This window comes from Klebsiella pneumoniae (assembly GCF_000742135.1).
Taxonomy (GTDB): Bacteria; Pseudomonadota; Gammaproteobacteria; order Enterobacterales; family Enterobacteriaceae; genus Klebsiella; species Klebsiella pneumoniae.
The window spans coordinates 345,751-372,740 of sequence record NZ_KN046818.1 but is presented as its reverse complement, the minus strand read 5'-3'; the positions used below and the strand labels follow the sequence as shown (position 1 = coordinate 372,740).

The window sequence follows — 26,990 nt, the reverse complement described above, 5'->3', positions numbered from 1 at the left end:
CTGAATGGAAGGGCCATCGCTCAACGGATAAAAGGTACTCCGGGGATAACAGGCTGATACCGCCCAAGAGTTCATATCGACGGCGGTGTTTGGCACCTCGATGTCGGCTCATCACATCCTGGGGCTGAAGTAGGTCCCAAGGGTATGGCTGTTCGCCATTTAAAGTGGTACGCGAGCTGGGTTTAGAACGTCGTGAGACAGTTCGGTCCCTGTCTGCCGTGGGCGCTGGAGAATTGAGGGGGGCTGCTCCTAGTACGAGAGGACCGGAGTGGACGCATCACTGGTGTTCGGGTTGTCATGCCAATGGCACTGCCCGGTAGCTAAATGCGGAAGAGATAAGTGCTGAAAGCATCTAAGCACGAAACTTGCCCCGAGATGAGTTCTCCCTGAGACTTTAAGTCTCCTGAAGGAACGTTGAAGACGACGACGTTGATAGGCCGGGTGTGTAAGCGCAGCGATGCGTTGAGCTAACCGGTACTAATGAACCGTGAGGCTTAACCTTACAACGCCGAAGATGTTTTGGCGGATTTGAGAGAATTTTCAGCTCTGATACAGATTAATCGATACGTTGGTGAAACGTGTTGATAAAACAGAATTTGCCTGGCGGCACTAGCGCGGTGGTCCCACCTGACCCCATGCCGAACTCAGAAGTGAAACGCCGTAGCGCCGATGGTAGTGTGGGGTCTCCCCATGTGAGAGTAGGGAACTGCCAGGCATCAAACAAGTGAAGAGCCCATCCTGCCGGATGGGCTTTTTGCATTTCTGTCGTCCGGCCAGCGTGCCGGTATGTCTCCCCGGTGGCGCTGCGCTTACCGGGGCTACGGATCCTCGGCCACCTGCTGGCCGAGGGGACATCAATGCCGCAAAGTTACCGACGTCAATCGTAGTCTGCTTCAGCCTGCTGCTCATACATCAAATTCAATAACGGATACGGTTGCCCCAGATCGTCCGTTTCAGAGCGCCCTGTCACCCTAAAACCCATCTTCTGATAAAACCCGACCGCTTGTTCATTCTGCTCATTTACATTGGTCGTCAGCTTCGGCGTTAACGACAGCGCATGCTCAATCAGCAACTTCCCCACGCCACAGCCGCGGACATCCGGATCGACGAACAGCGCATCCATATGATCTCCGGTCAGCAGCATAAAGGCGATCGGCTGGTCTTCCGTATTAACCGCCACCCACAGCGGAGCCTCCGGTAAAAATGCGCGTACCATCTCCTCCAGCTCCTTTCGATACGCTTTTGTCAGAAAATCATGCGTGGCGTCGACCGACCGACACCAGATCGCAGTCAGTTTATCCCCTTCATCAGGCCGGGAACGGCGGATGTTAATAACCATACTTTCTCCTTTTCTACATTCTTATATTCTAACTCAACAAGCGCCGTGAAATTTTCTCACCGTGAACATGCAGACTCGACATTCACCCGATTCCTGGTTATCTTCAGCTATCTGGATGTCTAAACGTTTATACGTATGCTATGAGGTAATACAGTTATGCCAATTCGGGTGCAGGACGAGCTGCCAGCCGTCAATTTCTTGCGCAATGAAAACGTCTTCGTAATGACGACAACACGTGCAACGACTCAGGAAATCCGCCCCCTGAAGGTGTTAATCCTCAACCTGATGCCGAAGAAAATCGAGACGGAAAATCAGTTCCTGCGTCTGCTATCAAACTCTCCGCTGCAGGTGGATATCCAGTTATTACGTATCGATGCGCGCGAGTCGCGTAATACCCCTGCGGAGCATCTGAATAACTTTTACTGTAATTTCGATGAGATCTGCGATCAGAACTTTGACGGCCTGATTGTTACCGGCGCTCCTTTAGGCCTGGTTGAGTTTAACGATGTTGCTTACTGGCCGCAGATCAAACAGGTACTGGAGTGGGCCAAGGATCACGTCACTTCGACGCTGTTCGTCTGTTGGGCGGTTCAGGCCGCGCTGAACATTCTGTACGGCATTCCCAAGCAGACCCGCGCCGAAAAGATTTCCGGCGTCTATGAACACCATATTCTTCATCCGCACGCCTTACTGACCCGCGGTTTCGACGACTCTTTCCTGGCCCCGCACTCACGCTATGCTGATTTTCCGGCCGGACTTATTCGCGACTATACCGATCTTGAGATCCTCGCGGAGACGGAAGAGGGCGATGCGTATTTGTTCGCCAGTAAAGATAAGCGCATCGCCTTTGTCACCGGCCACCCGGAGTACGATGCCAATACCCTGGCAAGTGAATATTTCCGCGATGTGGAAGCCGGTTTGAACCCTGAGATACCTCATAACTATTTCCCACAAAACGACCCGCAGAACAAACCGCGCGCCACCTGGCGCAGCCACGGCAATCTGCTGTTCGCTAACTGGCTTAACTATTACGTCTACCAGATTACGCCATACGATCTGCGTCATATGAATCCGACGCTGGAATAATACTCTATGTGAGACGATCCTAAAGCGTTTCAGCATTTTGCCTCTGGCACCTTCGGGTGCCTTTTTTATTTCCGAAATTCACTTCATACACGATGATAACTTTAATTTCATTGTTATCAATGTGTTAATGATAATTTAAAATTAAAATGGAAATTGTTTTTGATTTTGGAAATTAATTGAGTAGTCTTAATTGTGCTGAGCGAAAACTGCACAACGATCTTTCGCTCGCTTCCAGCGGATCAACCAAGAGGAGCAGCACAATGACGCAGCAGGCGACAATCACCGATGAACTGGCCTTTAGTCAGCCCTATGGCGAGCAGGAGAAGCAGATCTTAACGCCTGAGGCGGTAGAATTTCTGACGGAACTGGTGAGCCGCTTTACGCCGGCGCGCAATAAGCTGCTGGCCGCGCGTTTGCAGCAACAGCAGGCTATTGACGACGGGCAGCTTCCGGATTTTATTTCGGAAACTGCTTCCATTAGAAATGGCGACTGGACTATTCGCGGTATCCCGGCTGATTTGCAGGATCGCCGCGTGGAAATCACCGGCCCCGTCGAGCGCAAGATGGTCATTAACGCGCTGAATGCCAACGTCAAAGTCTTTATGGCGGACTTTGAGGATTCGCTGGCGCCTGACTGGCGCAAAGTCATTGATGGTCAAATCAACCTGCGCGATGCCGTGAACGGAACCATCAGCTACACCAACGAGGCCGGCAAAATCTATCAGTTGCAGCCCAATCCCGCTGTGCTGGTATGCCGTGTGCGCGGCCTGCATCTGCCGGAAAAGCATGTGACCTGGCGTAATGAGGCCATCCCCGGCAGCCTGTTCGATTTTGCGCTCTATTTCTTTCATAACTACCAGGCGCTGCTGGCGAAAGGAAGTGGTCCCTACTTCTATCTGCCAAAAACACAGGCCTGGCAGGAGGCGGCATGGTGGAACGATGTCTTCAGTTTTACGGAAGATCGCTTTGACCTGCCGCGCGGCACCATCAAGGCCACGCTGCTGATTGAGACGCTGCCAGCGGTGTTCCAGATGGATGAGATCCTGCATGCGCTGCGCGACCATATTGTTGGCCTGAACTGCGGCCGCTGGGATTACATCTTCAGCTATATCAAGACGCTGAAAAACCATCCGGATCGCGTACTGCCGGACCGGCAGGTGGTGACGATGGATAAACCCTTCCTCAGCGCCTACTCACGCTTGTTGATTAAGACCTGCCACAAACGCGGCGCGTTTGCGATGGGCGGTATGGCGGCGTTTATCCCGAGCAAAGATACCGAACGTAACCGCCAGGTGCTGAGTAAAGTCACCGCCGATAAAGAGCTGGAGGCAAACAACGGTCACGATGGGACCTGGATCGCCCACCCGGGCCTGGCGGATACCGCCATGGCGGTGTTTGACCGCGTGCTGGGCGATAAGCCGAATCAGCTCTCGGTCACCCGGAGCGAGGATGCGCCAATTACCGCTGAACAACTGCTGGCTCCCTGCGAGGGCGAACGCACGGAAGCCGGAATGCGCGCCAACATTCGCGTGGCGGTGCAGTACATCGAAGCGTGGATCTCCGGCAACGGCTGCGTACCGATTTATGGCCTGATGGAAGACGCCGCAACGGCCGAGATCTCGCGCACCTCTATCTGGCAGTGGATCCATCATCAGAAAACCCTGAACGACGGTACCCCGGTCACTAAGGCGCTGTTCCGCCAGTGGCTGGCGGAAGAGCTGATGGTGATTCAGGAGGAGCTGGGAGAGCACCGCTTCAGCCACGGCCGCTTTGACGATGCGGCGCGACTGATGGAGCAGATCACCACCTCCGACGAGCTAATTGATTTTCTGACATTGCCGGGCTACCGCCTGCTGGCCTAATCGCCAGATGGTGTGGTTCGCCATTTAGTCCTTCACCTATGAGCCTGGGGAGCCAGGAAATTATATGGAGCATCTGCACATGAAAACCCGCACCCAACAAATCGAAGAATTAAACAAAGAATGGACGAACCCGCGCTGGGAAGGCATTACCCGTCCCTACAGCGCGGAAGAGGTGGTGAAGTTACGCGGCTCGGTGAATCCGGAATGCACGCTGGCGCAGCTTGGCGCGGCGAAACTGTGGCGTCTGCTGCACGGGGAGGCGAAAAAAGGGTACGTCAACAGTCTCGGCGCGCTGACCGGCGGCCAGGCCTTGCAGCAGGCGAAGGCGGGTATCGAAGCCATTTATCTCTCCGGCTGGCAGGTGGCGGCGGATGCTAACCTGGCGTCCAGCATGTATCCGGATCAATCGCTGTATCCGGCCAACTCGGTACCGGCAGTGGTGGATCGGATCAACAACACCTTCCGCCGCGCCGATCAGATCCAGTGGTCAGCGGGAATTGAACCGAACGATCCGCGCTTTATCGACTACTTCCTGCCGATCGTGGCGGATGCGGAGGCCGGTTTTGGCGGCGTCCTGAACGCCTTTGAGCTGATGAAATCGATGATTGAAGCCGGTGCAGCGGCTGTTCACTTCGAAGATCAGCTGGCATCGGTGAAGAAGTGCGGCCATATGGGCGGTAAAGTGCTGGTTCCGACTCAGGAAGCGATTCAGAAGCTGGTGGCGGCGCGTCTGGCGGCCGACGTGATGGGGGTCCCGACGCTGGTCATCGCCCGTACCGATGCCGACGCCGCGGATTTAATTACCTCAGACTGCGATCCGTACGATCGTGAGTTTATTACCGGGGATCGCACCAGCGAAGGGTTCTTCCGCACCCACGCCGGGATCGAGCAGGCGATCAGCCGCGGGCTGGCCTACGCGCCGTATGCGGATCTGGTGTGGTGTGAAACGTCGAAACCGGATCTCGAGCAGGCGCGCCGCTTTGCCGAGGCTATCCATGCGCGTTTCCCGGGCAAACTGCTGGCCTATAACTGCTCGCCGTCGTTTAACTGGAAGAAAAATCTTGATGATAAAACCATCGCCAGCTTCCAGCAGCAGCTGTCGGACATGGGATACAAATACCAGTTTATTACCCTCGCGGGGATCCACAGCATGTGGTTCAACATGTTCGACCTCGCCCATGCCTACGCTCAGGGTGAGGGGATGCGCCACTATGTTGAGAAAGTGCAGCAGCCGGAATTCGCCGCCGGGCCGGAAGGCTACACCTTCGTCTCGCATCAGCAGGAGGTGGGCACCGGCTACTTCGACAAGGTCACCACCATTATCCAGGGTGGCACCTCGTCGGTAACGGCGCTGACCGGCTCGACCGAAGAAGATCAGTTTTAAGCCATGCCCGGTGGCGCGACGCTGACCGGGCCTGCAAGAGGACGCAGGCCGGATAAGCGAGCGCGCCATCCGGCATGACGTGGCGCCGGATGGGGGAAAGCGATGACGCGTGGTCTGGAATTACTGATTGCCCAAACGATATTGCAGGGATTTGACGCGCAGTATGGGCGTTTTCTTGAAGTCACTTCCGGCGCGCAGCAGCGCTTTGAACAGGCTGACTGGCACGCCGTGCAGCAGGCGATGAAGCAGCGGATCCATCTCTACGATCACCACGTGGGCCTGGTAGTAGAGCAGCTGCGCTGCATCACCGAAGGGAAAAGCACCGACGTCGATTTTCTTCTGCGGGTGAAACAGCAGTACACCCAACTTTTACCGGATTACCCTCGCTTTGAAATTGCTGAGAGCTTTTTCAATTCGGTCTACTGCCGCCTGTTTGACCACCGCTCGCTGACCCCCGAGCGGCTCTTTATTTTCAGCTCGCAGCCCGAGCGACCCTTTCGTACCCTCCCGCGACCGCTGGCGAAAGATTTCTTTCCGGAACGCGGTTGGTCGCACCTGCTGGGTAAAGTACTGTCCGATCTGCCGCTGCGGCTACCGTGGCAAAACAAAGCGCGGGATATCGGCTATATCATTGCCAGTCTGCAGGAGGCGCTGGGGGAGGAACTGCTCGCCACCTGTCATCTGCAGGTCGCCAATGAGCTGTTCTACCGCAATAAAGCCGCCTGGCTGGTGGGCAAACTGGTCATGCCGATGGCGACGCTGCCTTTTTTGCTGCCGATCCACCGCAGCGAAGAGGGTGAGCTGTTTGTTGACACCTGCCTCACAACCCATGCCGAAGCGAGTATCGTTTTTGGCTTCGCGCGTTCCTATTTTATGGTTTATGCGCCGTTGCCCGGCGCCCTGGTGGAATGGCTGCGCGAGATCTTGCCGGGTAAAACGACGGCCGAGCTGTACATGGCGATTGGCTGTCAGAAGCATGCCAAAACCGAAAGCTATCGCGAATATCTACACTACATTACTCGCTGCGATGAGCAGTTTATTGAAGCGCCGGGTATTCGCGGGATGGTGATGCTGGTGTTTACCCTGCCGGGCTTTGACCGGGTGTTTAAGGTGATCAAGGACCGCTTTGCGCCGCAGAAAGAGATGACCGCCGCCCATGTGCGGGCTTGCTATCAGCTGGTAAAGGAGCATGACCGCGTCGGGCGGATGGCGGACACCCAGGAGTTTGAAAATTTCGTGCTGGATAAACGGCAAATCGCGCCGGCGCTGCTGGCGCTGCTGCAGGCGGAAGCGGGGAACAAACTCACCGATCTCGGCGACCGCATCGTCATCAGCCATCTCTATATTGAACGGCGAATGGTGCCGCTCAACCTGTGGCTGGAGCAGGTTAACGGCCAGGCATTGCGTGATGCGGTAGAAGAGTATGGCAATGCTATCCGCCAGCTGGCCGCCGCCAACATCTTTCCCGGCGATATGTTATTTAAAAACTTCGGCGTCACCCGCCATGGCCGGGTGGTGTTCTACGACTATGATGAAATCTGCTATATGACGGAAGTGAATTTTCGCGAGATCCCGCCGCCGCGCTATCCGGAGGATGAGCTGGCCAGCGAGCCGTGGTACAGCGTTTCGCCTGGCGATGTGTTTCCGGAGGAGTTCCGCCACTGGCTGTGCGCCGACCCGCGCATTGGGCCACTGTTTGAAGAGATGCATGCCGACCTGCTGCGCGCCGACTACTGGCGCGCACTGCAAATGCGGATTAAAAACGGCCATGTGGAAGATGTCTACGCCTACCGGCGCAAGCAGCGTTTTAGCGTGCGCTATGGCGCCGACAGTAGGGCGGATAAGGCGTTTACGCCGCCATCCGGCAAGGTGCGCCGATCTGCCTGATGGCGCTACGCTAATCAGGCCTACTTAAAATGCCCCTCTGGGGCATTTTTTTATTTAACCCCGCCATACGCCAGCGTCACTTCCTTCGCCGCCTTGATCACCAGCGCGCCCAGCTCAGTCACCCGATCATCGGTCATACGCGAGATAGGGCCTGAGATGGAGATTGCCGCGAACGGTTCGCGATGTTCATCGTAAATGCAGGCGGCGACGCAGCGCAGGCCGAGCGCGTGCTCCTCATCATCGAAAGAGTAGCCCCGCTTGCGGGTCTGGGCTAAATCTTCCTTCAGATGCAGCGGGGAGACCAGCGTGGCATGCGTATAGGCATGCAGCCCTTTACGGTGCAGCAGACTGGTAACCTGCTCTTCGCTCAGCTGCGCGAGAAACGCCTTCCCGGCGCCGGAAGCGTGCATCGGCAGTTTACCGCCGATTGGCGCCGACATCCGCATCAGCTGGGTGCACTGCACCTGATCGATAATGATCGCCTGGTGGTCGCTCTGGTCGAGCACCGCCAGATTCACCGTTTCACCGGAATCTTCCATCAGCTGGCGCAGGATCGGGTGGACAATGGCCAGCAGATTGCGGCTTTGTAGAAAGCTGCTGCCGACCACGAAAGCATGCGCCCCGACGGCCCAGTGACCCAGCTCGCCAACCTGGCGGACGAAGCCCAGCTGTTGCATGGTGGTCAGCAGACGGTGAGTCGTGGAGTTGGGCAGACCCGCCTGCTGCGCCAGTTCGGTCAGCGCGACGCTGCTGTGGGACTCGGCAATCCATTCGAGTAATTTCAGGCCGCGGGTCAGCGACTGAACCTGACCGCCAGCCTGCTGGGCAGTGGCAGCCGCGGGTTTTCTGCCGCGTTTCGCGGGAATGGGGGTAGTGGCCATCGCGAACTCCTTTTTCTGTATCGTGGAAATAATTTTCGTTTTATTTGGCAATAATGCAATCACAACCGGACTCATCGGAGGAGTGAAGCTGAACATGTCTCATATTGCCCGTTGTTGTCTTTTCCGCTCCGGTGGTTTATGCCAGTATGGTTTGTTGGCTATTTGGCCTGAGTCGAGCGTTGTCGGGAGCAAGTGTGAGCAGCAAAGTTGAGCAACTGCATCAGCAGTTAAAAGAACGTATTCTGGTTCTGGATGGGGGCATGGGCACCATGATCCAGGGCTATCGTCTGAGTGAGCAGGACTTTCGCGGTGAGCGCTTTGCTGACTGGCCGTGCGACCTGAAAGGCAACAACGACCTGCTGGTGCTCAGCAAACCCGAAGTGATCCGCGAGATCCACGACGCCTATTTCGAGGCCGGCGCGGATATCATTGAGACCAACACCTTTAACTCGACGACCATCGCGATGGCGGATTACCAGATGGAATCCCTGTCGGCCGAGATCAACTTTGCCGCGGCGAAGCTGGCCCGCGCCAGCGCCGACGCCTGGACGGCCCGCACGCCGGAAAAACCGCGCTATGTCGCGGGCGTGCTTGGCCCGACCAACCGCACCGCTTCTATTTCGCCTGATGTGAACGATCCGGCGTTCCGTAATATTACCTTTGACCAGCTGGTGGCCGCCTATCGCGAATCCACCCGGGCGCTGGTGGAAGGTGGCGTGGATCTGATCCTGATTGAAACGGTATTTGACACCCTGAACGCTAAAGCGGCTATCTATGCGGTGAAAGAGGAGCTGGAGGCGTTAGGCGTTGACCTGCCGCTGATGATCTCCGGGACCATTACCGATGCCTCTGGCCGCACGCTTTCCGGACAGACCACCGAAGCCTTTTATAACTCGCTGCGTCACGCCGAAGCCTTATCGTTTGGTCTGAACTGCGCCCTCGGGCCGGACGAGCTGCGGCAGTACGTCCAGGAGCTGTCGCGCATTGCCGAATGCTACGTCACTGCGCACCCGAACGCCGGCCTGCCCAACGCCTTCGGCGAATACGATCTGGACGCCGACACCATGGCGACGCAAATTCGCGAATGGGCGGAAGCCGGTTTCCTCAATATCGTTGGCGGCTGCTGCGGTACCACCCCGGAGCATATCGCCGCCATGAGCCGGGCGGTAGCGGGCCTGCCGCCGCGTCAGTTGCCGGAAATTGCGGTGGCCTGCCGCCTCGCCGGCCTGGAGCCGTTGAATATCGGCGACGATAGCCTGTTCGTTAACGTCGGTGAACGAACTAACGTCACCGGCTCGGCGAAATTTAAGCGGCTGATTAAAGAAGAGAAGTACAGCGAAGCGCTGGACGTTGCGCGTCAGCAGGTGGAAAGCGGCGCGCAGATTATCGATATCAACATGGACGAGGGGATGCTCGACGCGGAAGCGGCGATGGTGCGTTTCCTTAACCTGATTGCCGGCGAGCCGGACATTGCTCGCGTGCCGATCATGATTGACTCCTCCAAGTGGGAAGTCATTGAAAAGGGCCTGAAATGTATTCAGGGCAAAGGCATCGTTAACTCGATTTCGATGAAAGAGGGCGTCGAATCCTTTATCCACCATGCGAAACTGGTTCGCCGCTACGGCGCCGCGGTGGTGGTGATGGCTTTCGACGAGGTTGGTCAGGCCGACACTCGCGAACGTAAAATAGAGATTTGCCGTCGCGCCTACAAAATCCTCACCGAAGAGGTCGGCTTCCCGCCGGAAGATATTATCTTCGACCCCAATATCTTTGCCGTCGCCACCGGTATCGAAGAGCATAACAACTACGCACAGGACTTTATCGGCGCCTGCGAAGACATCAAACGCGAGCTGCCGCATGCGCTAATCTCCGGCGGGGTCTCCAACGTCTCCTTCTCCTTCCGCGGTAATGACCCGGTACGTGAGGCGATCCACGCCGTATTCCTCTACTACGCGATCCGCAACGGCATGGACATGGGGATCGTCAACGCCGGTCAGCTGGCCATCTATGATGACCTCCCGGGCGAGCTGCGCGACGCGGTCGAAGACGTGATCCTCAACCGCCGCGATGACAGTACCGAACGGTTACTTGAGCTGGCGGAAAAATATCGCGGCAGCAAAGCGGACGACGGCGCGAATGCCCAGCAGGCGGAGTGGCGCACCTGGGAAGTGAAAAAACGCCTCGAATATTCGCTGGTGAAGGGCATTACCGAATTTATCGAACAGGACACCGAAGAAGCGCGTCAGCAGGCCGCCCGCCCGATTGAGGTCATTGAAGGGCCGCTGATGGACGGCATGAACGTGGTCGGCGATCTGTTCGGCGAAGGCAAAATGTTCCTGCCGCAGGTGGTGAAATCCGCCCGTGTAATGAAACAGGCGGTGGCCTACCTTGAGCCGTTTATTGAAGCCAGTAAAGAGCAGGGCTCCAGTAACGGCAAAATGGTGATTGCCACGGTAAAAGGCGACGTTCATGACATTGGCAAAAACATCGTCGGCGTGGTGCTGCAGTGCAATAACTACGAAATCATCGATCTTGGCGTGATGGTCCCGGCGGATAAAATTCTCAAAACGGCCAAAGAGGTAAACGCGGATCTAATTGGTCTTTCCGGGCTGATTACCCCATCGCTGGACGAGATGGTTAATGTGGCGAAAGAGATGGAGCGCCAGGGCTTTACCATCCCGCTGCTGATAGGCGGCGCGACCACCTCGAAAGCGCATACGGCGGTGAAAATCGAGCAGAACTACAGCGGCCCCACCGTTTACGTACAGAACGCCTCGCGCACCGTCGGCGTGGTGTCTGCGCTGCTCTCGGACACGCAGCGCGACGAGTTTGTCGCCCGCACGCGCAAAGAGTATGAAACGGTGCGTATCCAGCATGGGCGTAAAAAACCGCGTACGCCGCCGGTGACCCTTGCCGCCGCGCGGGAAAACGATCTGGCCTTTGACTGGGAGAGCTACACGCCGCCGGTGGCTCATCGTCTGGGAGTACAGACGGTGGAAGCCAGTATCGAGACTCTGCGCAACTACATCGACTGGACGCCGTTCTTCATGACCTGGTCGCTGGCGGGTAAATATCCGCGCATTCTGGAAGATGAAGTGGTAGGGGAAGAGGCGCAGCGCCTGTTCAAAGATGCTAACGAGCTGCTGGATAAGCTGAGCGCAGAGAAAACCCTGAACCCGCGCGGCGTGGTGGGTCTGTTCCCGGCCAACCGCGTGGGCGACGATATTGAAATCTATCGCGATGAAACCCGCACCCACGTGCTGACGGTGAGCCATCATCTGCGCCAGCAGACGGAGAAGGTTGGCTTCGCCAACTACTGCCTCGCCGATTTTGTCGCGCCGAAGCTGAGCGGCAAGGCGGACTACATCGGCGCCTTCGCCGTGACCGGCGGCCTGGAAGAGGACGCGCTGGCGGATGCCTATGAAGCGCAGCATGATGACTATAACAAGATCATGATCAAGGCCATCGCCGATCGCCTGGCGGAGGCCTTTGCCGAGTATCTGCATGAGAAAGTGCGCAAGGTTTACTGGGGATATGCGGCCAATGAGAACCTCAGCAATGAGGAGCTTATTCGCGAGAACTACCAGGGGATCCGACCGGCGCCGGGATATCCGGCCTGTCCGGAGCACACCGAAAAGGGGACCATCTGGCAGCTACTGGACGTCGAAGCCCATACCGGCATGAAGCTCACCGAGTCTTTCGCCATGTGGCCAGGCGCATCGGTTTCCGGCTGGTACTTCAGCCATCCGGATAGCAAGTACTTCGCCGTGGCGCAGATCCAGCGCGATCAGGTCGAAGATTACGCGCTGCGTAAAGGAATGACGCCGGCGGAGGTCGAGCGCTGGTTAGCGCCTAATCTGGGCTATGATGCGGACTAGTCGTCATCTTTCCTTACAACAAACAAGGCGCTCTGTGAGCGCCTTGTCTCTTTATTGAGGTTAACCCCTTATACTGAGATAGGTTCCTGAACTTCGGAAAACCTATAACGATAAGGAGAAGCTGATTCCGTGTTAACTCTGCTACACCTGTTGTCCGCGGTTGCTCTGCTGGTGTGGGGCACGCATATCGTGCGTACCGGGGTGATGCGCGTCTATGGCGCTCGCCTGCGTACCGTTCTCAGTAGCAGCGTAGAGAAAAAGCCGCTCGCCTTCTGCGCGGGTCTTGGCGTGACTGCGCTGGTGCAAAGCAGTAACGCCACCACCATGCTGGTGACCTCATTTGTCGCCCAGGATTTAGTGGGTCTGATGCCAGCGCTGGTGATGGTGCTGGGGGCCGACGTCGGGACGGCGCTGATGGCGAGGGTGTTGACCTTCGACCTGTCGTGGCTGTCGCCGTTGTTGATATTTATCGGGGTGATTTTCTTCCTCGGCCGCAAGCAGACCCGCGCCGGGCAGCTTGGACGGGTGGGGATTGGTCTGGGGCTGATCCTGTTGGCCCTCGAGCTGATTGTCCAGGCCGTACACCCCATAACCCAGGCGAACGGCGTGCAGGTGATTTTCGCCTCGCTGACCGGCGATATCATGCTGGATGCCTTGATTGGCGCCGTATTTGCAATCATTAGCTACTCCAGCCTGGCGGCGGTGCTGTTAACGGCGACGCTGACCGCGGCGGGAGCGATCTCTTTCCCGGTGGCGCTGTGTCTGGTGATTGGCGCCAACCTGGGATCGGGGCTGCTGGCGATGCTTAACAACAGCGCGGCGAACGCGGCGGCGCGCCGGGTGGCGCTGGGCAGCCTGCTGTTTAAGCTGGTGGGGAGCCTGATTATTCTGCCGTTCGTCCATCCGCTGGCCGCGGCGATGCACAAGCTGCCGTTGGCCGAGTCCGAGCTGGTTATCTACTTCCACGTCTTTTACAACCTGCTGCGCTGCATCGCGATGGTGCCCTTTGCCGGACCGATGGCGAAGCTGTGCCAGCGTCTGATCCGCGATGAGCCCGAGCTGGATAACCATCTCAAACCCAAGCATCTCGACCCGTCGGCGCTGGACACCCCGGCGCTGGCGCTGGCCAATGCCGCGCGTGAGACGCTGCGCATTGGTGACGCGATGGAGCAGATGCTGGAGAGCCTGCACAAGGTGATGCATGGCGAACCGCGTCAGGAGAAAGAGCTGCGCCGTATGGCGGATGATATCAACGTACTTTACACCGCTATTAAGCTCTATCTGGCGCGAATGCCAAAAGATGAGCTGGCGGAAGAGGAATCCCGGCGCTGGGCGGAAATTATTGAGATGTCGTTAAACCTCGAACAGGCGTCCGATATCGTCGAGCGAATGGGCAGCGAGATCGCCGATAAATCGCTGGCGGCGCGGCGCGCCTTCTCGGTAGAAGGGTTAAAGGAGCTGGACGCCCTGTACGATCTGCTGCTCAGCAACCTGCAGCTGGCGATGTCGGTCTTCTTCTCCAGCGATCTGCCCAGCGCCCGCCGCCTGCGGCGCAGCAAACACCGGTTCCGCATTCTTAACCGCCGCTACTCGCATGCGCACGTTGACCGTCTGCATCAGCAGAACGTGCAGAGCATCGAAACCAGTACGTTGCACCTGGCGCTGCTGGGGGATATGAAGCGTCTGAACAGCCTGTTCTGCTCGGTGGCCTACAGCGTGATGGAGCAACCGGATGAAGACGACGAACGGGATGACTACTGAGCCATTCCCCGGCGGCGCTGTGCTAACCGGGATTTTGCGTTTGGACGTTCCATTGAGGCAGCCCGGATAAGGCGCAATGCGCCGCTATCCGGGAAACGTTAGCCAACCAGGCTCAGAAGCGGTGGCCCGCAGGCAGGGTTATCGCTTCTTCCCCCGCTTTGAACAACAGCGTCGGGTTCGGGCCACCGAGCGTCGCGTGACCATCGGTGACCTGGATCCAGTTTCCTTCCGGCAAACCAATCACCGTTAATTCCGGCGCCACGACCAGTAGTTCGCGGATACGCTGTTCGCGGGTTTCGCCCTGATGCCCGGTCGGCAACGCGTTGGTGAAGTGCGGGTTAATCTGTAGCGGGAACAGCCCCAGCGCATCAAATCCCTGCGGATCGACAATCGGCATATCGTTGGTGGTGCGAATGGTCGGGCAGGCAAGGTTTGAACCTGCGCTCCAGCCGATATACAGCGCCCCGCGTTTGACGACATCGACAATCGGCGCCAACAGACCGCGGCTGCGGCACTCTTTCAACAGCTGGAAGGTGTTCCCGCCGCCGACGATCACCATCTCGGTGCTTTCAATGACGGCGATAGGGTCGTCGACGCTGTGGATACCGGTTACGCTGACCGCCATGGGCGCCATAACCGCAGCCACTTTGGTCGTATAATCATCCCAGGATTGCGTCACGCCAGCGAAGGGGATAAATACCGCCTTACGGCGGCCTTTGACCTGACCGGCAATCAGCGGCAGGGCGTGTTCCAGCCAGGCTTTCCCCGGCAGCGTGGAGTTACTGAGTAACAGCAGTTCCATCTTTTCTTCCTGTTTTAAAAATATTATTGAAGCAGAAATTCTAGCATCGCCCCCATACCGGCGCGCTGATATGGCGCATGATGTGGGGAAGCGGAATGCTGTTCACAAGCCCGACGAAGCTTCTGGAGAATGAATCACACAATCCAGGTTTTTTCTCGCCCACAAGGTAGGGTATATTTCGCTTTTACAGGAGAATCTATGCTGCCCGACTCATCAACCCGATTAAATAAATACATCAGCGAAAGCGGCATCTGCTCGCGTCGCGAAGCGGACCGCTTTATTGAACAAGGCAACGTCTTTATCAATGGCAAGCGCGCCACGATTGGCGATCAGGTGAAGCCTGGCGATTTAGTCAAAGTGAACGGACGGTTGATTGAGCCGCGCGAAGCGGATGATCTGGTACTGATTGCGCTGAATAAGCCGGTCGGCATTGTGAGCACCACCGAAGACGGCGAGCGCGACAACATTGTCGATTTCGTCAACCACAGCAAGCGTATCTTTCCTATCGGCCGTCTGGATAAAGACTCCCAGGGGCTGATCTTCCTCACCAACCATGGCGATCTGGTGAACAAGATCCTGCGCGCCGGCAACGACCATGAAAAAGAGTATCTGGTCACGGTCGATAAGCCGGTGACCGATGAGTTCATTCGCGGCATGGGCGCGGGGGTACCGATTCTCGGGACCGTGACCAAAAAATGTAAGGTAAAGAAAGAAGCGCCGTTCGTTTTCCGCATCACTCTGGTGCAGGGGCTGAATCGCCAGATCCGTCGTATGTGCGAGCACTTTGGCTATGAAGTGACGAAGCTTGAGCGTACGCGGATCATGAACGTGAGCCTGACGGGGATCCCCTTGGGTGAATGGCGTGATCTAACCGATGACGAGCTGATCGACCTGTTCAAGCTGATTGAAAACTCCTCTTCCGAAGCGAAGCCGAAAGCCAGGCCGAAGGCCAAAGCGGCGACTCCCGGCATCAAGCGCCCGGTGGTGAAGATGGAAAATAGCAACGATAAGGGCCGCCCGGCTGGTAACGGGAAACGTTTCACCCAGCCGGGACGTAAAAAGAAAGGGCGTTAACGCCTGCCGCGGGTCGGCGTATTCGCCGACCAGGAAAAGGTCGCTTCCTTATCCGTTTTATAAGCCTGCTGTTTTCTCACCTGGCGGGCTTTCTTCGCTTCCGCTTCACGCTGCGCCATCAGCTTATCGATATATTCCTTTTTCACGCTGTTCGTTTCCGCATTGCTCAGCGGGCGGCCATGCGCAATACGCGCGCGGTCAAGCAGCGTTTTCAATTCGCGCTGTTCGCGCTCGGTCATCTCTTTTTGTGTAATACGGGGGAGTGCCATGGTGGTGCCCTCAGTCAGACCAGAGCACCCAGTGTACGGCAATGAATATTTTACTGATAGCCTGTATGGCAACTAAAGCAGGCACACGCCCGGGCCTGCGCCCGGACGTATCACGCTCAGCGCTTGTCGGCTTTTTTGGCGATGGGCTTTCCTGACCAGTACCCGGCCAGCAGCGAACCGGACAGGTTATGCCAGACGGAGAACAGCGCGCCCGGCAGCGCCGCCAGCGGGCCGAAGTAAATTTTACCCAGCGCGGCCGCCAGGCCGGAGTTCTGCATCCCCACCTCGATCGCCAGCGTACGGCAGGTGGATTCATCAAAACCAAACAGACGTCCGCCCCAGTACCCGCCAAGCAGACCAATAGTGTTATGCAGGATCACCGCGATAATCACCACCAGGCCGACGGAGGCGATATGGGCGGCGGAACCCGCCACCACCGCGCTGATGATCGCCAGAATGCACACCATCGAGAAGGCGGGCAGGAACGGCTCTACCGCTTTCACCACCTTCGGCAACAGATGATGGACAATCAGTCCCAGCGCGATAGGAATGACCACAATCTGTAGAATGCTGAGCAACATGCCCATGACGTCGACCTGAATATGCGCGTCGACGTACAGACGGGTGAGCAGCGGTGTCGCCACGACGCCGACGAGGGTGGAGACCGAGGAGATGGTCACCGACAGCGCCACATCCCCTTTGGCAAGAAAGATCATCACGTTGGAGGCGGTCCCGCTGGCGACGCTGCCGACCAGCACCATCCCGGCGGAAAGCTCCGGCGGCATATGAAACAGCAGCGCCAGCAGCCAGGCGGCGAGCGGCATCACCAGATAGTGCAGAAATATCCCCGCAGCGACCGGCGCCGGACGCGACAGGACGCGTTTGAAATCCTCCAGCTTCAGATGCACGCCCATACCGAACATGATCAGCATCAGCAGGGTGGTGACCCATGGGCCAATTGGGGTGAAGGTAGTGGGAGTGTAATAGGCCAGAACGGAGAGCAGCAGTGCCCATAACGGGAACAGCCGCGTCAGAGTTGCGAGCATGTTGTGTTCCTTGCGATACGCGAACCGGGCCGCGCCATCCCGATGGGCGGCGAGCAGGTCAGCTGGTTGTGTTGATGTTGTTATAAAAAAGCCGGGTTCGAGCCCGGCTATAGGTATTGTTTATCGTGCTAAGGAATTTTATTCAAACAAATTATGATGCAGCTTCTGCACAACCTTCTCCGCATCGTCGCCCGGCACCAGGAAGCACAGGTTGTGGCTGGAGGCGCCATAGCAGATCATGCGGATGTTAAACGGCTCGAGGACGCCAAAGACCTCTTTGCCGACGCCGCAGGCTTTCGACAGCTCATTGCCAATCAGGGCGACCAGCGCCAGATTTTCTTCCACTTCCACGCGGCACAGCGAAGAGAGCTCGGTCAGCAGCGCCTGGGTCAGCAGGGTATCGCCCGCAGAGGTCGAGCCGGTGGTGTCCATGGTCAGGGCCACGCTCACTTCGGAGGTGGTGATCAAATCAACTGAGATGTTATGGCGCGCCAGAATACCGAACACTTCGGCGAGGAAGCCGCGGGAGTGCAGCATATTCAGGCTGTGCAGCGTCAGCAGCGTTTGCCGGCGACGCAGCGCCAGCGCGCGGAACAGCGGCGGGTTCTCGGTGGTTTTACACACCAGCGTACCGCCCGCTTTAGGCTCTTTACTGGAGCCGACAAACACCGGGATATCGCTGCGCACGGCAGGCAGCAGGGTCGCCGGATGCAGCACTTTGGCGCCAAAGGTGGCCATTTCCGCTGCCTCTTCAAAGGCGATGACGTCGATGCGTTTCGCCGCCGGCGCGACGCGCGGGTCGGTAGTATAGATCCCCGGGACATCGGTCCAGATATCGACGCGGGTGGCATTCAGCGCTTCGCCGAGCAGAGCGGCGGTATAATCGCTGCCGCCGCGGCCGAGGGTGGTGGTGCGGCCTTTCGCTTCGCTGCCGATAAAGCCCTGGGTCACCACCAGGCCTTCCGCCAGGCGCGGCGCCAGCTGCTGCTGGGTCAGTTCGGCGACGGCGGCGATGTCCGGTTCGGCGCGGCCAAAGCGATCGTTAGTGCGCAGCACTTTACGGGCGTCAAACCACTGCGCCTGAATACCGCGTTCACGCAGAATTTCCACAAACAGCAGGGTGGACATCAGTTCGCCATGGCTGACCAGTTCGTCGGTCAGGGCGGTTGAGGAGGCGAGCGCGGCGGCTTCCGCCAGCGTCGTGATATTTTCCAGCAAGCGCTCAATCTCTTCGCGGATCACGTTGGGATAACGCAAACGCTCCAGAATATTGAACTGGATCTGACGCAGAGCGTCCAGCTGGGAAAAACGTTCGGTGGGTTCCAGCCCTCCCGCTAAGGCCACCAGAATGTTGGTCACGCCGGCAGAGGCGGAGAGCACAACAATACGGGTATTGGCATCGAGCAGCGCCACATCGATGCTGCGGTTCATTGCGTCAAAATCAGCAACGCTGGTGCCGCCAAATTTGGCGACGACTAGATCTGTCATAACAACCTCGTGTCAGGGGGCCTGACTTATTAAAACGATTCCTGAGCACCGATCCTGGCAGGGGCTGGACGCCGCCGGATCGCAACAAAATGTCTTAATAAGCCAGGCCAAATTATTCAGCCATGGCACAAGGGAAGAGCGATAAACAGGGTGGCGCAGAGTGATAAACAACTACGATGTCACCCAGAAGTGCTCCACCTTGTAGACCCGACTCACCGCTTTGGGCGCTGAGGTGTTCGGGTATGAAACGCCCGACTGCGAACGTTTCTGGTGACAACCCAGGGGATTCAGCCCCTGTGGCCGGCGAGGAGCGTGACCAGACGCTCTTTCACCTCGGCGTTGCTCCCCCTCACGTATCTTCCCCGGACTGGTTCCTCCAATACGGTTACCTGGGCAACGCACCTCTTCTGGCAATTACTGACGTCTTTCACCTGGCCGGGGGAACAGGGACATTATATCCCCCGCGAATACCCTTTCGCTGTAGCGTGAAATGCGCGAGCAATAGATACCTACCAATACGTAAGCACTGCGGATATATAAAGGCTTAACGCCAGCTATGTCAACGCTGCGGTTATGCGGATTTTTCATGCCTCTGCGGCTAACAGAAAAAAGCCTTATGATAGCTATACTAATGGGGCTTTTTACTCCGTTTTGACCCGATTCCTGACCGGCGTCAGGGTCAAGTCACAAAAATCATCACAATTTTCCGTCACCGGCGCTACAATCGACCGAAGTCACAATCTCAAATCAGAAGAGTATTGCTAATGAAAAACATCAACCCAACGCAGACCTCTGCCTGGCAGGCATTACAGAAACACTTCGACGAAATGAAAGATGTCACTATCAGCGAGCTTTTCGCCAAAGATAGCGACCGCTTTTCTAAATTTTCCGCGACGTTCGACGATCTGATGCTGGTGGACTTCTCCAAAAACCGCATCACTGAAGAGACGCTGGCTAAACTGCAGGATCTGGCGAAAGAGACTGACCTGGCGGGCGCTATCAAGTCGATGTTCTCAGGTGAGAAGATCAACCGCACCGAAGACCGCGCGGTACTGCACGTCGCGCTGCGTAACCGCAGCAATACGCCGATTGTGGTTGATGGCAAAGATGTGATGCCGGAAGTGAACGCTGTGCTGGAGAAGATGAAAACCTTCTCCGAAGCGATTATCTCCGGTAGCTGGAAAGGCTACACCGGCAAACCGATCACCGACGTGGTTAACATCGGTATCGGCGGCTCCGACCTCGGTCCTTTCATGGTGACCGAGGCGCTGCGTCCGTATAAAAACCACCTCAACATGCACTTTGTCTCTAACGTCGATGGCACCCATATCGCCGAAGTGCTGAAGAACGTGAATCCGGAAACGACTCTGTTCCTGGTGGCGTCCAAGACTTTCACTACCCAGGAAACCATGACCAACGCCCACAGCGCGCGCGACTGGTTCCTGGCAACCGCGGGCGACGACAAGCACGTGGCGAAACACTTCGCCGCGCTTTCCACCAACGCGAAAGCGGTTGGCGAGTTCGGCATCGACACCGCCAACATGTTCGAATTCTGGGACTGGGTTGGCGGCCGTTACTCCCTGTGGTCGGCGATTGGTCTGTCCATCATTCTCTCCGTGGGCTTCGACAACTTCGTTGAGCTGCTGTCCGGCGCGCATGCGATGGATAAGCACTTCTCCACCACTCCGGCGGAGAAAAACCTGCCGGTGCTGCTGGCGCTGATCGGCATCTGGTACAACAACTTCTTCGGTGCGGAAACCGAAGCGATTCTGCCGTACGACCAGTACATGCACCGCTTTGCCGCTTACTTCCAGCAGGGCAACATGGAGTCCAACGGTAAGTATGTTGACCGTAACGGCCACGCGGTAGACTACCAGACTGGCCCAATCATCTGGGGTGAGCCGGGCACCAACGGTCAGCACGCGTTCTACCAGCTGATCCACCAGGGCACCAAAATGGTACCGTGCGATTTCATCGCTCCGGCTATCACCCACAACCCGCTGTCTGACCACCATCAGAAACTGCTGTCTAACTTCTTCGCCCAGACCGAGGCCCTGGCCTTTGGTAAATCCCGCGAAGTGGTTGAGCAGGAATATCGCGATCAGGGTAAAGACCCGGCGACCCTGGAGCACGTGGTGCCGTTCAAAGTGTTCGAAGGTAACCGCCCGACTAACTCCATCCTGCTGCGTGAGATCACCCCGTTCAGCCTCGGGGCGCTGATTGCCCTGTACGAGCACAAAATCTTCACCCAGGGCGCGATCCTCAACATCTTCACCTTTGACCAGTGGGGCGTTGAGCTGGGCAAACAGCTGGCTAACCGCATCCTGCCGGAGCTGAAAGACGGCAGCGAAGTTAGCAGCCACGACAGCTCTACTAACGGCCTGATTAACCGTTATAAAGCCTGGCGCGCATAACGCTTGCGCAGCTAAGACGGAATGCCGACCCTTTGGTCGGCATTTTATTTATAGCCGCCGCAGCAGCCTCGCCGGATTCCCCGCCCACACGCCTTTCTCGGTAATGGACTTCGTTACCACGCTGCCCGCGCCTATCACCACCCCATCGCAGATGCTGACGGCCAGAATCGTGGCGCCGCTGCCGATCGACACGTCATCGCCAATCTCGATCCGCCCCCAGCTGGCGCGGTCGGCGTTTGGTTTACCCTCGCGAAACAGGTCGTTGGCAAACATCACGCCGTGACCGATAAAGCAGCGCTGGCCGATGGTGACGTACTCGCAGATAAAGGTATGGGACTGAATTTTACTGTTCGCGCCGATGCGGGTATTCCCCTGGATCTCAACGAACGGCCCGACGAAGACGTTATCGCCGAGCTGGCAATCATAGAGGTTGGCGGGCTGGTAAATAACGACATTTTCCCCACAAACGACGTTACGTACGCCGGTATCACGAAGCTCAGGCATAGTTCCTCTCAAATCGGTTTGGCCAGAATATGTAAGGTGCTTTGCTGGCTGGCGGAGTGGAAAGTCGTGTCTCTGATGTGCCGCATCCCCTGGCGTTCGTAAAAACGGCGCGCGGCGGGATTCGCGGCGAGTACTTCCAGCCACAGCCAGCTTTCACCGGCCGTTTTTGCTCGCGTCTCGACGGCGTGAAAAATATGCTCGCCGTAGCGGTGGCCAGTCTTCCCCGGCATCAGGTAGAGCTTATGCAGCAGCGTACCAATCTTGCCGTCGTCAGCCATTCGCTGCTGATAGCTATATTTAGCGAAACCAACAGGAGAGGGGGCTTCGGCGATGAGCCAGTGTTGGGTCGCATCCGCAAGACTCCGACGTAGCGCATCTTCGGCATATTCTTGCTTAAGAAATAACGCCAGTTCATCGGCATCGCGCCAGAGATGAGCAAAGTGGTGATGATAGCTGGCATAGCCCATCGCGCTAAGCTGGGGCGCGTCCTCGGGACATGCCTGTCGAATAGTTAACATGCTGCGTTCCTCGCGTCGTTCTGCGGCTATATTGCCTGTAAAGTGAACAATGTGGAACGACAAAAATCGGTGGGAGAGGGCTGGAGGCGCTCCCTCCAGCCTGGGGGTTAGCGGGCGAAAGCGATCGCTTCGATTTCGACGCCGGCATCTTTCGGTAACCTTGCCACCTCCACACAGGAGCGCGCCGGAAAGGCCGCCTGGTGTTCGATAAAGAAGGCCTCGTAGGCGGCATTGATGGCGGCAAAATCCGCCAGGTCTTTGACAAACACCGTAGTTTTAACGATCTGCCCGACCGTGAGTCCGGCGGCTTCGACGATGGCTTTCACGTTCTCCAGCGACTGGCGCGCCTGTTCGGCAATGTCCTCGGGCATGGTGCCGTCCAGCGGATTAATCGGCAGCTGACCGGAGGTGATGGTCATCGCGCCGAGATTGACGCCCTGCACGTACGGGCCGATAGCGGCAGGCGCGTCAGCGGTGGTAATAATCATACGGTTTATCCTTCAAACGGTTACATAAAATAATTTAACAACACCAGCGAGCCGACGCCGCTCACTACCACCCACACCAGGCCTAAACGGAAGCTGGCGAGCGTGCAGATGATGGCGGCGATCACCTTCGGATTTTTTAAGTCGAACTCCATGCTGGAATTCACGCTCAGGATCTGAATGGTGATGATGGCCGGCAGAACGGTGACCGGCACGAAGCGTAGCGTTTTGGTCACCCGCTCGGACATCTGGATCTTGCCGGCCAGGCCGATAAACGAGAAACGGATGAGAAAAGTCACCGCGGCCATGCCCAGCGTCAGGGCGATAAAATAGCTATTACTCATTTTCCATCGCCTCCACTAACGGCATATCGGATTCGGTTTTTGCCATCTGCTTGCGCTCTTCCGCCAGGTCGACGCACAGGCCGGCGAGGACGCCAAGCACTGAGGCGACGACGATACCCAGCGAATAGGGTAGGACCACTAACAGCACGCCGGAAACGGCGGCTACAACCGCGGCGACGGTGCAGGCCTGGCTTTTAATTTGCGGCACCACGATGGCGATAAAGGCGGCGACCATGGCGAAATCGAGACCGTATTTCTCAATGTGGGGAAACGAGGCGCCGACCAGCGCGCCAAGAAAATCAGCCAGCACCCAAATCGCCCAAAAGGTAATCATCGCGGAACCATAAAAGAGATATTTTTCCTTTTTATTTCCTTCCATCTCTTTGACGGTGGTGGCATACACCTCGTCGGTGAGCGCATAGGACATAAAGCATTTTTTAAAGAATGAAGCTTCGCGCACGGTGCCGGAAATAGAGGCGCTATACAGCACGTGGCGAAGATTTATAATTAATGTGGTGAAAATAATCACGCCGAGCGTGGCGCCGGTTTTTAACATATTCAGTGCCAGCATTTGCGCCGAGCCGGCAATGACGATCGCCGACCACGCCGTACTCTGCCAGACGCTCATGCCCGCGCTAACGCTTAATGCGCCGACAATAAATGAAAATGGAAAGTCGCCGATGCATAAGGGCATAATAGCGCTGGCGCCGCGGAAGATGACTTTTTTATTCATCTGCTATACCTGCTAATTTATAAATAATAGTGTGGGTAGAGTACGTTAATCGGGGCCTGCTCTTTCAGGCCCGTGAAATGGTATTATTTAGCGACCATAATGCTGATAATTTCTTTATCGGTGAGAGTCATTGGTTTAATCACCAGACGGCACAGGTTATTAATAGTCTGCTCGACATCGGCGCAGACAATACCGTCATTGGCGCCAGCGCAGCTATTTTGCATTGCCATTAGTACCGCCTTAAAGGCGCTGGAGACCACTGACGAGACTTTCATCGCGCAGCTGTTGGAAGCGCCATCACAAATCATGCCGGTAATATCGCTGACCATATTAATAATTGCGGTATTAATGGTGTTGATATCGCGGGTAAACAGCCATGCCATACCGGCGGCGGCGCCCATAGCGGCGGTTGAGGCTGCGCATAGCGCAGATAAGCGCGTATAACGAGAATGAATTGAGATGGCGGTGAGATGAGAGAGAGACAAAGCGCGAGCCAGGGTCTCTTCATCGACGCCAAGATGCTCTGCAACCACCACTACCGGCATGGTTGCTGTAATGCCCTGATTGCCTGAGCCGAAGTTTGACATCGCTACCACCGGCGCGCCGCCCATGCGGGCATCTGAAGCGGCGACGGTGTTGATGATCACCTTGCTTAACAGATCGTTGCTCATCAGGCCGTTTTTCACTGCGTCAGAAAAGGTACCGTTAATGTTCAGGCCATATTTTTTTGTTTTGCCTTCTGCCGCCAGCGCGGAGTTTAAGCGCGCGGCGTCGAGAATAAAGCGAATATCATTAAAGTCGACGCGATTAATAAATTCGTAAGCCTGTTGTAGCGAGAAAGTGGGCAGCGTTTCGCGCTGGGTGCGCGTATTCTGTTTTTCGCTTAATGGCTGCGGCTGGCCATTAATATAAAGTTCGACCACGTTGGTGTGGGTTCCTTTGACCACGACACGACAGCAATTCTCGCCAGCAGAGAGGGTTAAATCGAGATGGATAAAATCCGGGGTCTCTTCGACGGCAATAGCAACGGCGTTATTGGCGATCAGCTTCTGCGCCATTTCAACGTGTCGCGGAGTGATATCTTCCAGCGTTTTTAATCCCTTTTGCGGGTCGCCGCCAAATGCGCCAATTGCGGCTGCCAGCGGTACACCGCAAACGGTGGTGCCGGGTATGGTGACGCCCATCGCGTTTTTATAAAGATTGGCGGAAATAAAACCGCTAATTTTAGTGCAAGGCTGATCCAGATATTGTGCGGCGTAGGCGGCCGCGAAGGAAATAGCGACGGGTTCAGTACAACCTAAAGCCGGGGCGACCTCTTGTTTGAGCCATTTTACGTACAGGGAAGCGTTATCGGTGTTCATAATGATTTAATGTCCAAAATTAAATTTTATTCAGCTGCGATAATGCTAAGACAAAAGATAAGAAAAAACTTACCCTAATAACCATAAAAAGACTGTGGCTTGGAGAAAAATTTTATCTTACGGGAGGTTTTAAGATATACCTGTTTCAAAAAGTAAATTTTTTATATTTCAGTTAGTTGGGCTGATTCGTTCTAAGCGTAACGGATGATTTTGTTAATCTGCTCACAGCGTTGCTGGAAGGACAATTTTCTCTTGTTCGTACTTTTCGAATCAATAGCCCGGAGATAGCGTAAGACGAAGGAATCATAGGTAGATCTGGATCACACTTTTGCGCTATACAGATCGACAACGTTCATGCATTTGAGGTGTCACTATGCCGTCGGTATATCGTCCGCTGGTTAATTTCGTTGCGAAGGCCATGCAGGCCGTGCTGAATCTGGCACTGCTGTGCCTGGGAATTATTCTGGTGGTGTTCCTGGGAAAGGAGACCCTGCATCTGGCGCACGTACTGTTTACGCCGGAGCCGGTGAGTAAGTACAAGCTGGTCGAAGGGCTGGTGGTCTATTTTCTCTACTTTGAGTTTATCGCGCTGATTGTTAAATATTTTGAATCCGGTTTTCACTTTCCACTGCGCTATTTCGTCTATATCGGTATTACCGCAATTGTGCGGCTTATTATCGTCGATCATGAGTCGCCGCTGGCGGTGCTCATTTACTCCGCGGCGATCCTGATCCTGGTGATTACGCTCTGGCTGTGTAACTCCAATCGCCTGAAACGCGAATAAAAAAAAGCGGCCTCCAGGGCCGCTGACCAACAGTCACAAATAGAATTTATGTAGGGTCCAGTTGAGGATAGCAGTGGCATTGACCTTACTTTTTCAGCTGAGGGCGACGGCGACAATACCCGGTTGGGGTCGTGTATTGCGGCTAGACCGTCGGCCCTCCTCTGAAATTTGGGGCCGGTGTTACAAAAAAATTAACCTTTCACTCCACCCGCCGTCAGGCCATTAACCAGCCAGCGCTGCGCCAGCAGGAAGACAACCGTGATCGGAATGGCGGAGAGCACCGCCGCGGCGGCAAAGTCGCCCCACAGATAGTTCTGCGGGTTGAGATACTGTTGCATACCTACCGCCAGGGTATAGCTGTTCACATCGCGCAGCAGCAGCGAGGCGACCGGCACTTCGGTGATGGCCGCGATGAACGACAGAATAAACACGACTGCCAGAATCGGCACCGACAGCGGCAGCAGCACCAGACGGAAAGCCTGCCATGGGGTCGCGCCATCCAGCGCCGCCGCTTCTTCCAGCGAGCCATCGATGGTTTCGAAGTAGCCTTTAATCGTCCAGACGTGCAGCGCGATACCGCCCATGTAGGCAAAGATGACGCCGCCGTGGGTGTTGAGGCCGACGAACGGGATGTACTGGCCCAGGCGGTCAAACAACGCGTACAGGGCAACCAGCGACAGCACCGCCGGGAACATCTGGAAAATCAGCATCCCTTTCAGCAGGGTCGCTTTCCCCGGGAAGCGCATACGGGCGAAAGCGTAGGCGCAGGTGGTGGAGAGAGCGACGATACCGATCGCGGTGATCCCGGCGACCTTAATCGAGTTCCACAGCCACAGCAGGACCGGGAACGGCGGCGGCGTGACGCGGCCATCGGCGTGTTCGACGCTGAAGCCTAACGCCAGACGCCAGTGCTCCCAGGAGATGGTATCCGGGATCAGGCTGCCGGTGGCGAAGTTACCCTCGCGCAGCGAGATGGCGATAACCATCAGCAGCGGAAACATAATCGCGGCGATAAAAATCAGTAGCAGGAGATGCGTGGTAAATAAACGTAGCTTCTGCGATTTGGGTTGGACCATAGCCATTATCGTTA

22 protein-coding genes, 1 rRNA gene, 1 riboswitch and 2 other annotated features are annotated in these 26,990 nt (G+C 56.4%); of the genes, 10 read left to right on the top strand and 13 right to left on the bottom strand.

Annotation, left to right across the window (positions count from 1 at the left end; translation table 11 throughout):
* Window positions 1–44: 44 nt before the first annotated feature.
* Window positions 45–204 (top strand) — a sequence feature (23S ribosomal RNA rRNA prediction is too short).
* Between the two features lie 19 nt (window positions 205–223).
* Window positions 224–489, top strand: a sequence feature (23S ribosomal RNA rRNA prediction is too short).
* A 110-nt stretch (window positions 490–599) separates the two neighbouring features.
* Window positions 600–715, top strand: a 5S ribosomal RNA gene (gene rrf, locus DR88_RS23150).
* A 162-nt stretch (window positions 716–877) separates the two neighbouring features.
* On the opposite strand, the gene DR88_RS23155 is transcribed toward rrf, so the two are convergent.
* On the bottom strand, window positions 878–1,339 hold the full coding sequence (locus DR88_RS23155; RefSeq protein ID WP_004178258.1) for an acetyltransferase: 462 nt from the start codon (window positions 1,337–1,339) through the stop codon (window positions 878–880).
* A 156-nt stretch (window positions 1,340–1,495) separates the two neighbouring features.
* Here DR88_RS23155 and metA point away from each other — a divergent pair, with 156 nt between their 5' ends.
* From metA to aceK, 4 genes are all read left to right on the top strand, one after another.
* Window positions 1,496–2,425 carry a homoserine O-acetyltransferase MetA gene (gene metA / locus DR88_RS23160; protein ID WP_004146576.1) on the top strand — a complete coding sequence of 310 codons (930 nt, stop codon included), beginning with the start codon at window positions 1,496–1,498 and terminating at the stop codon, window positions 2,423–2,425.
* 260 nt (window positions 2,426–2,685) lie between these two features.
* A complete protein-coding gene (aceB, locus tag DR88_RS23165) occupies window positions 2,686–4,287 on the top strand; it encodes a malate synthase A (protein ID WP_002884559.1) in 1,602 nt (533 codons plus the stop codon).
* A gap of 79 nt (window positions 4,288–4,366) precedes the next feature.
* Window positions 4,367–5,671 (top strand): isocitrate lyase, encoded by a 1,305-nt coding sequence (gene aceA / locus DR88_RS23170; protein ID WP_004192658.1) that lies wholly within the window; start codon window positions 4,367–4,369, stop codon window positions 5,669–5,671.
* A 102-nt stretch (window positions 5,672–5,773) separates the two neighbouring features.
* Window positions 5,774–7,558 carry a bifunctional isocitrate dehydrogenase kinase/phosphatase gene (gene aceK, locus DR88_RS23175; RefSeq protein ID WP_004146579.1) on the top strand — a complete coding sequence of 595 codons (1,785 nt, stop codon included), beginning with the start codon at window positions 5,774–5,776 and terminating at the stop codon, window positions 7,556–7,558.
* 50 nt (window positions 7,559–7,608) lie between these two features.
* Here aceK and iclR read toward each other — a convergent pair whose 3' ends face one another.
* Window positions 7,609–8,439 carry a glyoxylate bypass operon transcriptional repressor IclR gene (gene iclR / locus DR88_RS23180; protein WP_002884578.1) on the bottom strand — a complete coding sequence of 277 codons (831 nt, stop codon included), beginning with the start codon at window positions 8,437–8,439 and terminating at the stop codon, window positions 7,609–7,611.
* Window positions 8,440–8,633: 194 nt separating this feature from the next.
* Here iclR and metH point away from each other — a divergent pair, with 194 nt between their 5' ends.
* Window positions 8,634–12,317 (top strand): methionine synthase, encoded by a 3,684-nt coding sequence (gene metH, locus DR88_RS23185; protein ID WP_004151753.1) that lies wholly within the window; start codon window positions 8,634–8,636, stop codon window positions 12,315–12,317.
* 129 nt (window positions 12,318–12,446) lie between these two features.
* On the top strand, window positions 12,447–14,078 hold the full coding sequence (locus DR88_RS23190; protein ID WP_004146584.1) for a Na/Pi cotransporter family protein: 1,632 nt from the start codon (window positions 12,447–12,449) through the stop codon (window positions 14,076–14,078).
* 112 nt (window positions 14,079–14,190) lie between these two features.
* On the opposite strand, the gene pepE is transcribed toward DR88_RS23190, so the two are convergent.
* On the bottom strand, window positions 14,191–14,880 hold the full coding sequence (gene pepE, locus DR88_RS23195) for a dipeptidase PepE (RefSeq protein ID WP_025862021.1): 690 nt from the start codon (window positions 14,878–14,880) through the stop codon (window positions 14,191–14,193).
* 198 nt (window positions 14,881–15,078) lie between these two features.
* Here pepE and rluF point away from each other — a divergent pair, with 198 nt between their 5' ends.
* A complete protein-coding gene (rluF, locus tag DR88_RS23200; protein WP_002884619.1) occupies window positions 15,079–15,954 on the top strand; it encodes a 23S rRNA pseudouridine(2604) synthase RluF in 876 nt (291 codons plus the stop codon).
* Here rluF and DR88_RS23205 read toward each other — a convergent pair.
* From DR88_RS23205 to lysC, 3 genes are all read right to left on the bottom strand, one after another.
* Window positions 15,951–16,223 carry a YjbD family protein gene (locus DR88_RS23205; protein WP_002884625.1) on the bottom strand — a complete coding sequence of 91 codons (273 nt, stop codon included), beginning with the start codon at window positions 16,221–16,223 and terminating at the stop codon, window positions 15,951–15,953. The two genes, rluF and DR88_RS23205, sit on opposite strands and share 4 nt — an antisense overlap.
* Window positions 16,224–16,339: 116 nt before the next feature.
* Entirely contained in the window at window positions 16,340–17,269 is a 930-nt protein-coding gene (gene panS / locus DR88_RS23210) for a ketopantoate/pantoate/pantothenate transporter PanS (protein ID WP_002884627.1), read from the bottom strand.
* 138 nt (window positions 17,270–17,407) lie between these two features.
* Entirely contained in the window at window positions 17,408–18,757 is a 1,350-nt protein-coding gene (lysC, locus tag DR88_RS23215; RefSeq protein ID WP_004146591.1) for a lysine-sensitive aspartokinase 3, read from the bottom strand.
* Between the two features lie 179 nt (window positions 18,758–18,936).
* Window positions 18,937–19,172, bottom strand: a riboswitch (Lysine riboswitch).
* Window positions 19,173–19,521: 349 nt separating this feature from the next.
* On the opposite strand from lysC, the gene pgi reads away from it, so the two are divergent.
* A complete protein-coding gene (pgi, locus tag DR88_RS23220) occupies window positions 19,522–21,171 on the top strand; it encodes a glucose-6-phosphate isomerase (RefSeq protein ID WP_002884631.1) in 1,650 nt (549 codons plus the stop codon).
* A 48-nt stretch (window positions 21,172–21,219) separates the two neighbouring features.
* On the opposite strand, the gene DR88_RS23225 is transcribed toward pgi, so the two are convergent.
* The 6 genes from DR88_RS23225 to DR88_RS23250 form a co-directional block, all read right to left on the bottom strand.
* Window positions 21,220–21,675 carry an acyltransferase gene (locus DR88_RS23225; protein WP_004177857.1) on the bottom strand — a complete coding sequence of 152 codons (456 nt, stop codon included), beginning with the start codon at window positions 21,673–21,675 and terminating at the stop codon, window positions 21,220–21,222.
* Window positions 21,676–21,683: 8 nt separating this feature from the next.
* A complete protein-coding gene (locus DR88_RS23230; RefSeq protein ID WP_004186456.1) occupies window positions 21,684–22,193 on the bottom strand; it encodes a GNAT family N-acetyltransferase in 510 nt (169 codons plus the stop codon).
* A gap of 107 nt (window positions 22,194–22,300) precedes the next feature.
* Window positions 22,301–22,681, bottom strand: a complete 381-nt coding sequence (locus DR88_RS23235; RefSeq protein WP_004178266.1) for a Rid family detoxifying hydrolase — start codon at window positions 22,679–22,681, stop codon at window positions 22,301–22,303.
* 20 nt (window positions 22,682–22,701) lie between these two features.
* On the bottom strand, window positions 22,702–23,022 hold the full coding sequence (locus DR88_RS23240; protein ID WP_004177855.1) for an AzlD domain-containing protein: 321 nt from the start codon (window positions 23,020–23,022) through the stop codon (window positions 22,702–22,704).
* Entirely contained in the window at window positions 23,015–23,755 is a 741-nt protein-coding gene (locus DR88_RS23245; protein ID WP_004177854.1) for an AzlC family ABC transporter permease, read from the bottom strand. The genes DR88_RS23240 and DR88_RS23245 overlap by 8 nt, the downstream gene beginning before the upstream one ends.
* Before the next feature lie 83 nt (window positions 23,756–23,838).
* Complete coding sequence (locus tag DR88_RS23250) at window positions 23,839–25,116, bottom strand: L-cysteine desulfidase family protein (RefSeq protein ID WP_004146596.1); 1,278 nt, start codon at window positions 25,114–25,116, stop codon at window positions 23,839–23,841.
* A 373-nt stretch (window positions 25,117–25,489) separates the two neighbouring features.
* On the opposite strand from DR88_RS23250, the gene psiE reads away from it, so the two are divergent.
* Window positions 25,490–25,900: a phosphate-starvation-inducible protein PsiE gene (gene psiE / locus DR88_RS23255; RefSeq protein ID WP_002884721.1), complete on the top strand. Its 411-nt coding sequence runs from the start codon at window positions 25,490–25,492 to the stop codon at window positions 25,898–25,900.
* A gap of 191 nt (window positions 25,901–26,091) precedes the next feature.
* On the opposite strand, the gene malG is transcribed toward psiE, so the two are convergent.
* Window positions 26,092–26,982: a maltose ABC transporter permease MalG gene (gene malG / locus DR88_RS23260; protein WP_002884725.1), complete on the bottom strand. Its 891-nt coding sequence runs from the start codon at window positions 26,980–26,982 to the stop codon at window positions 26,092–26,094.
* Window positions 26,983–26,990 lie beyond the last annotated feature (8 nt).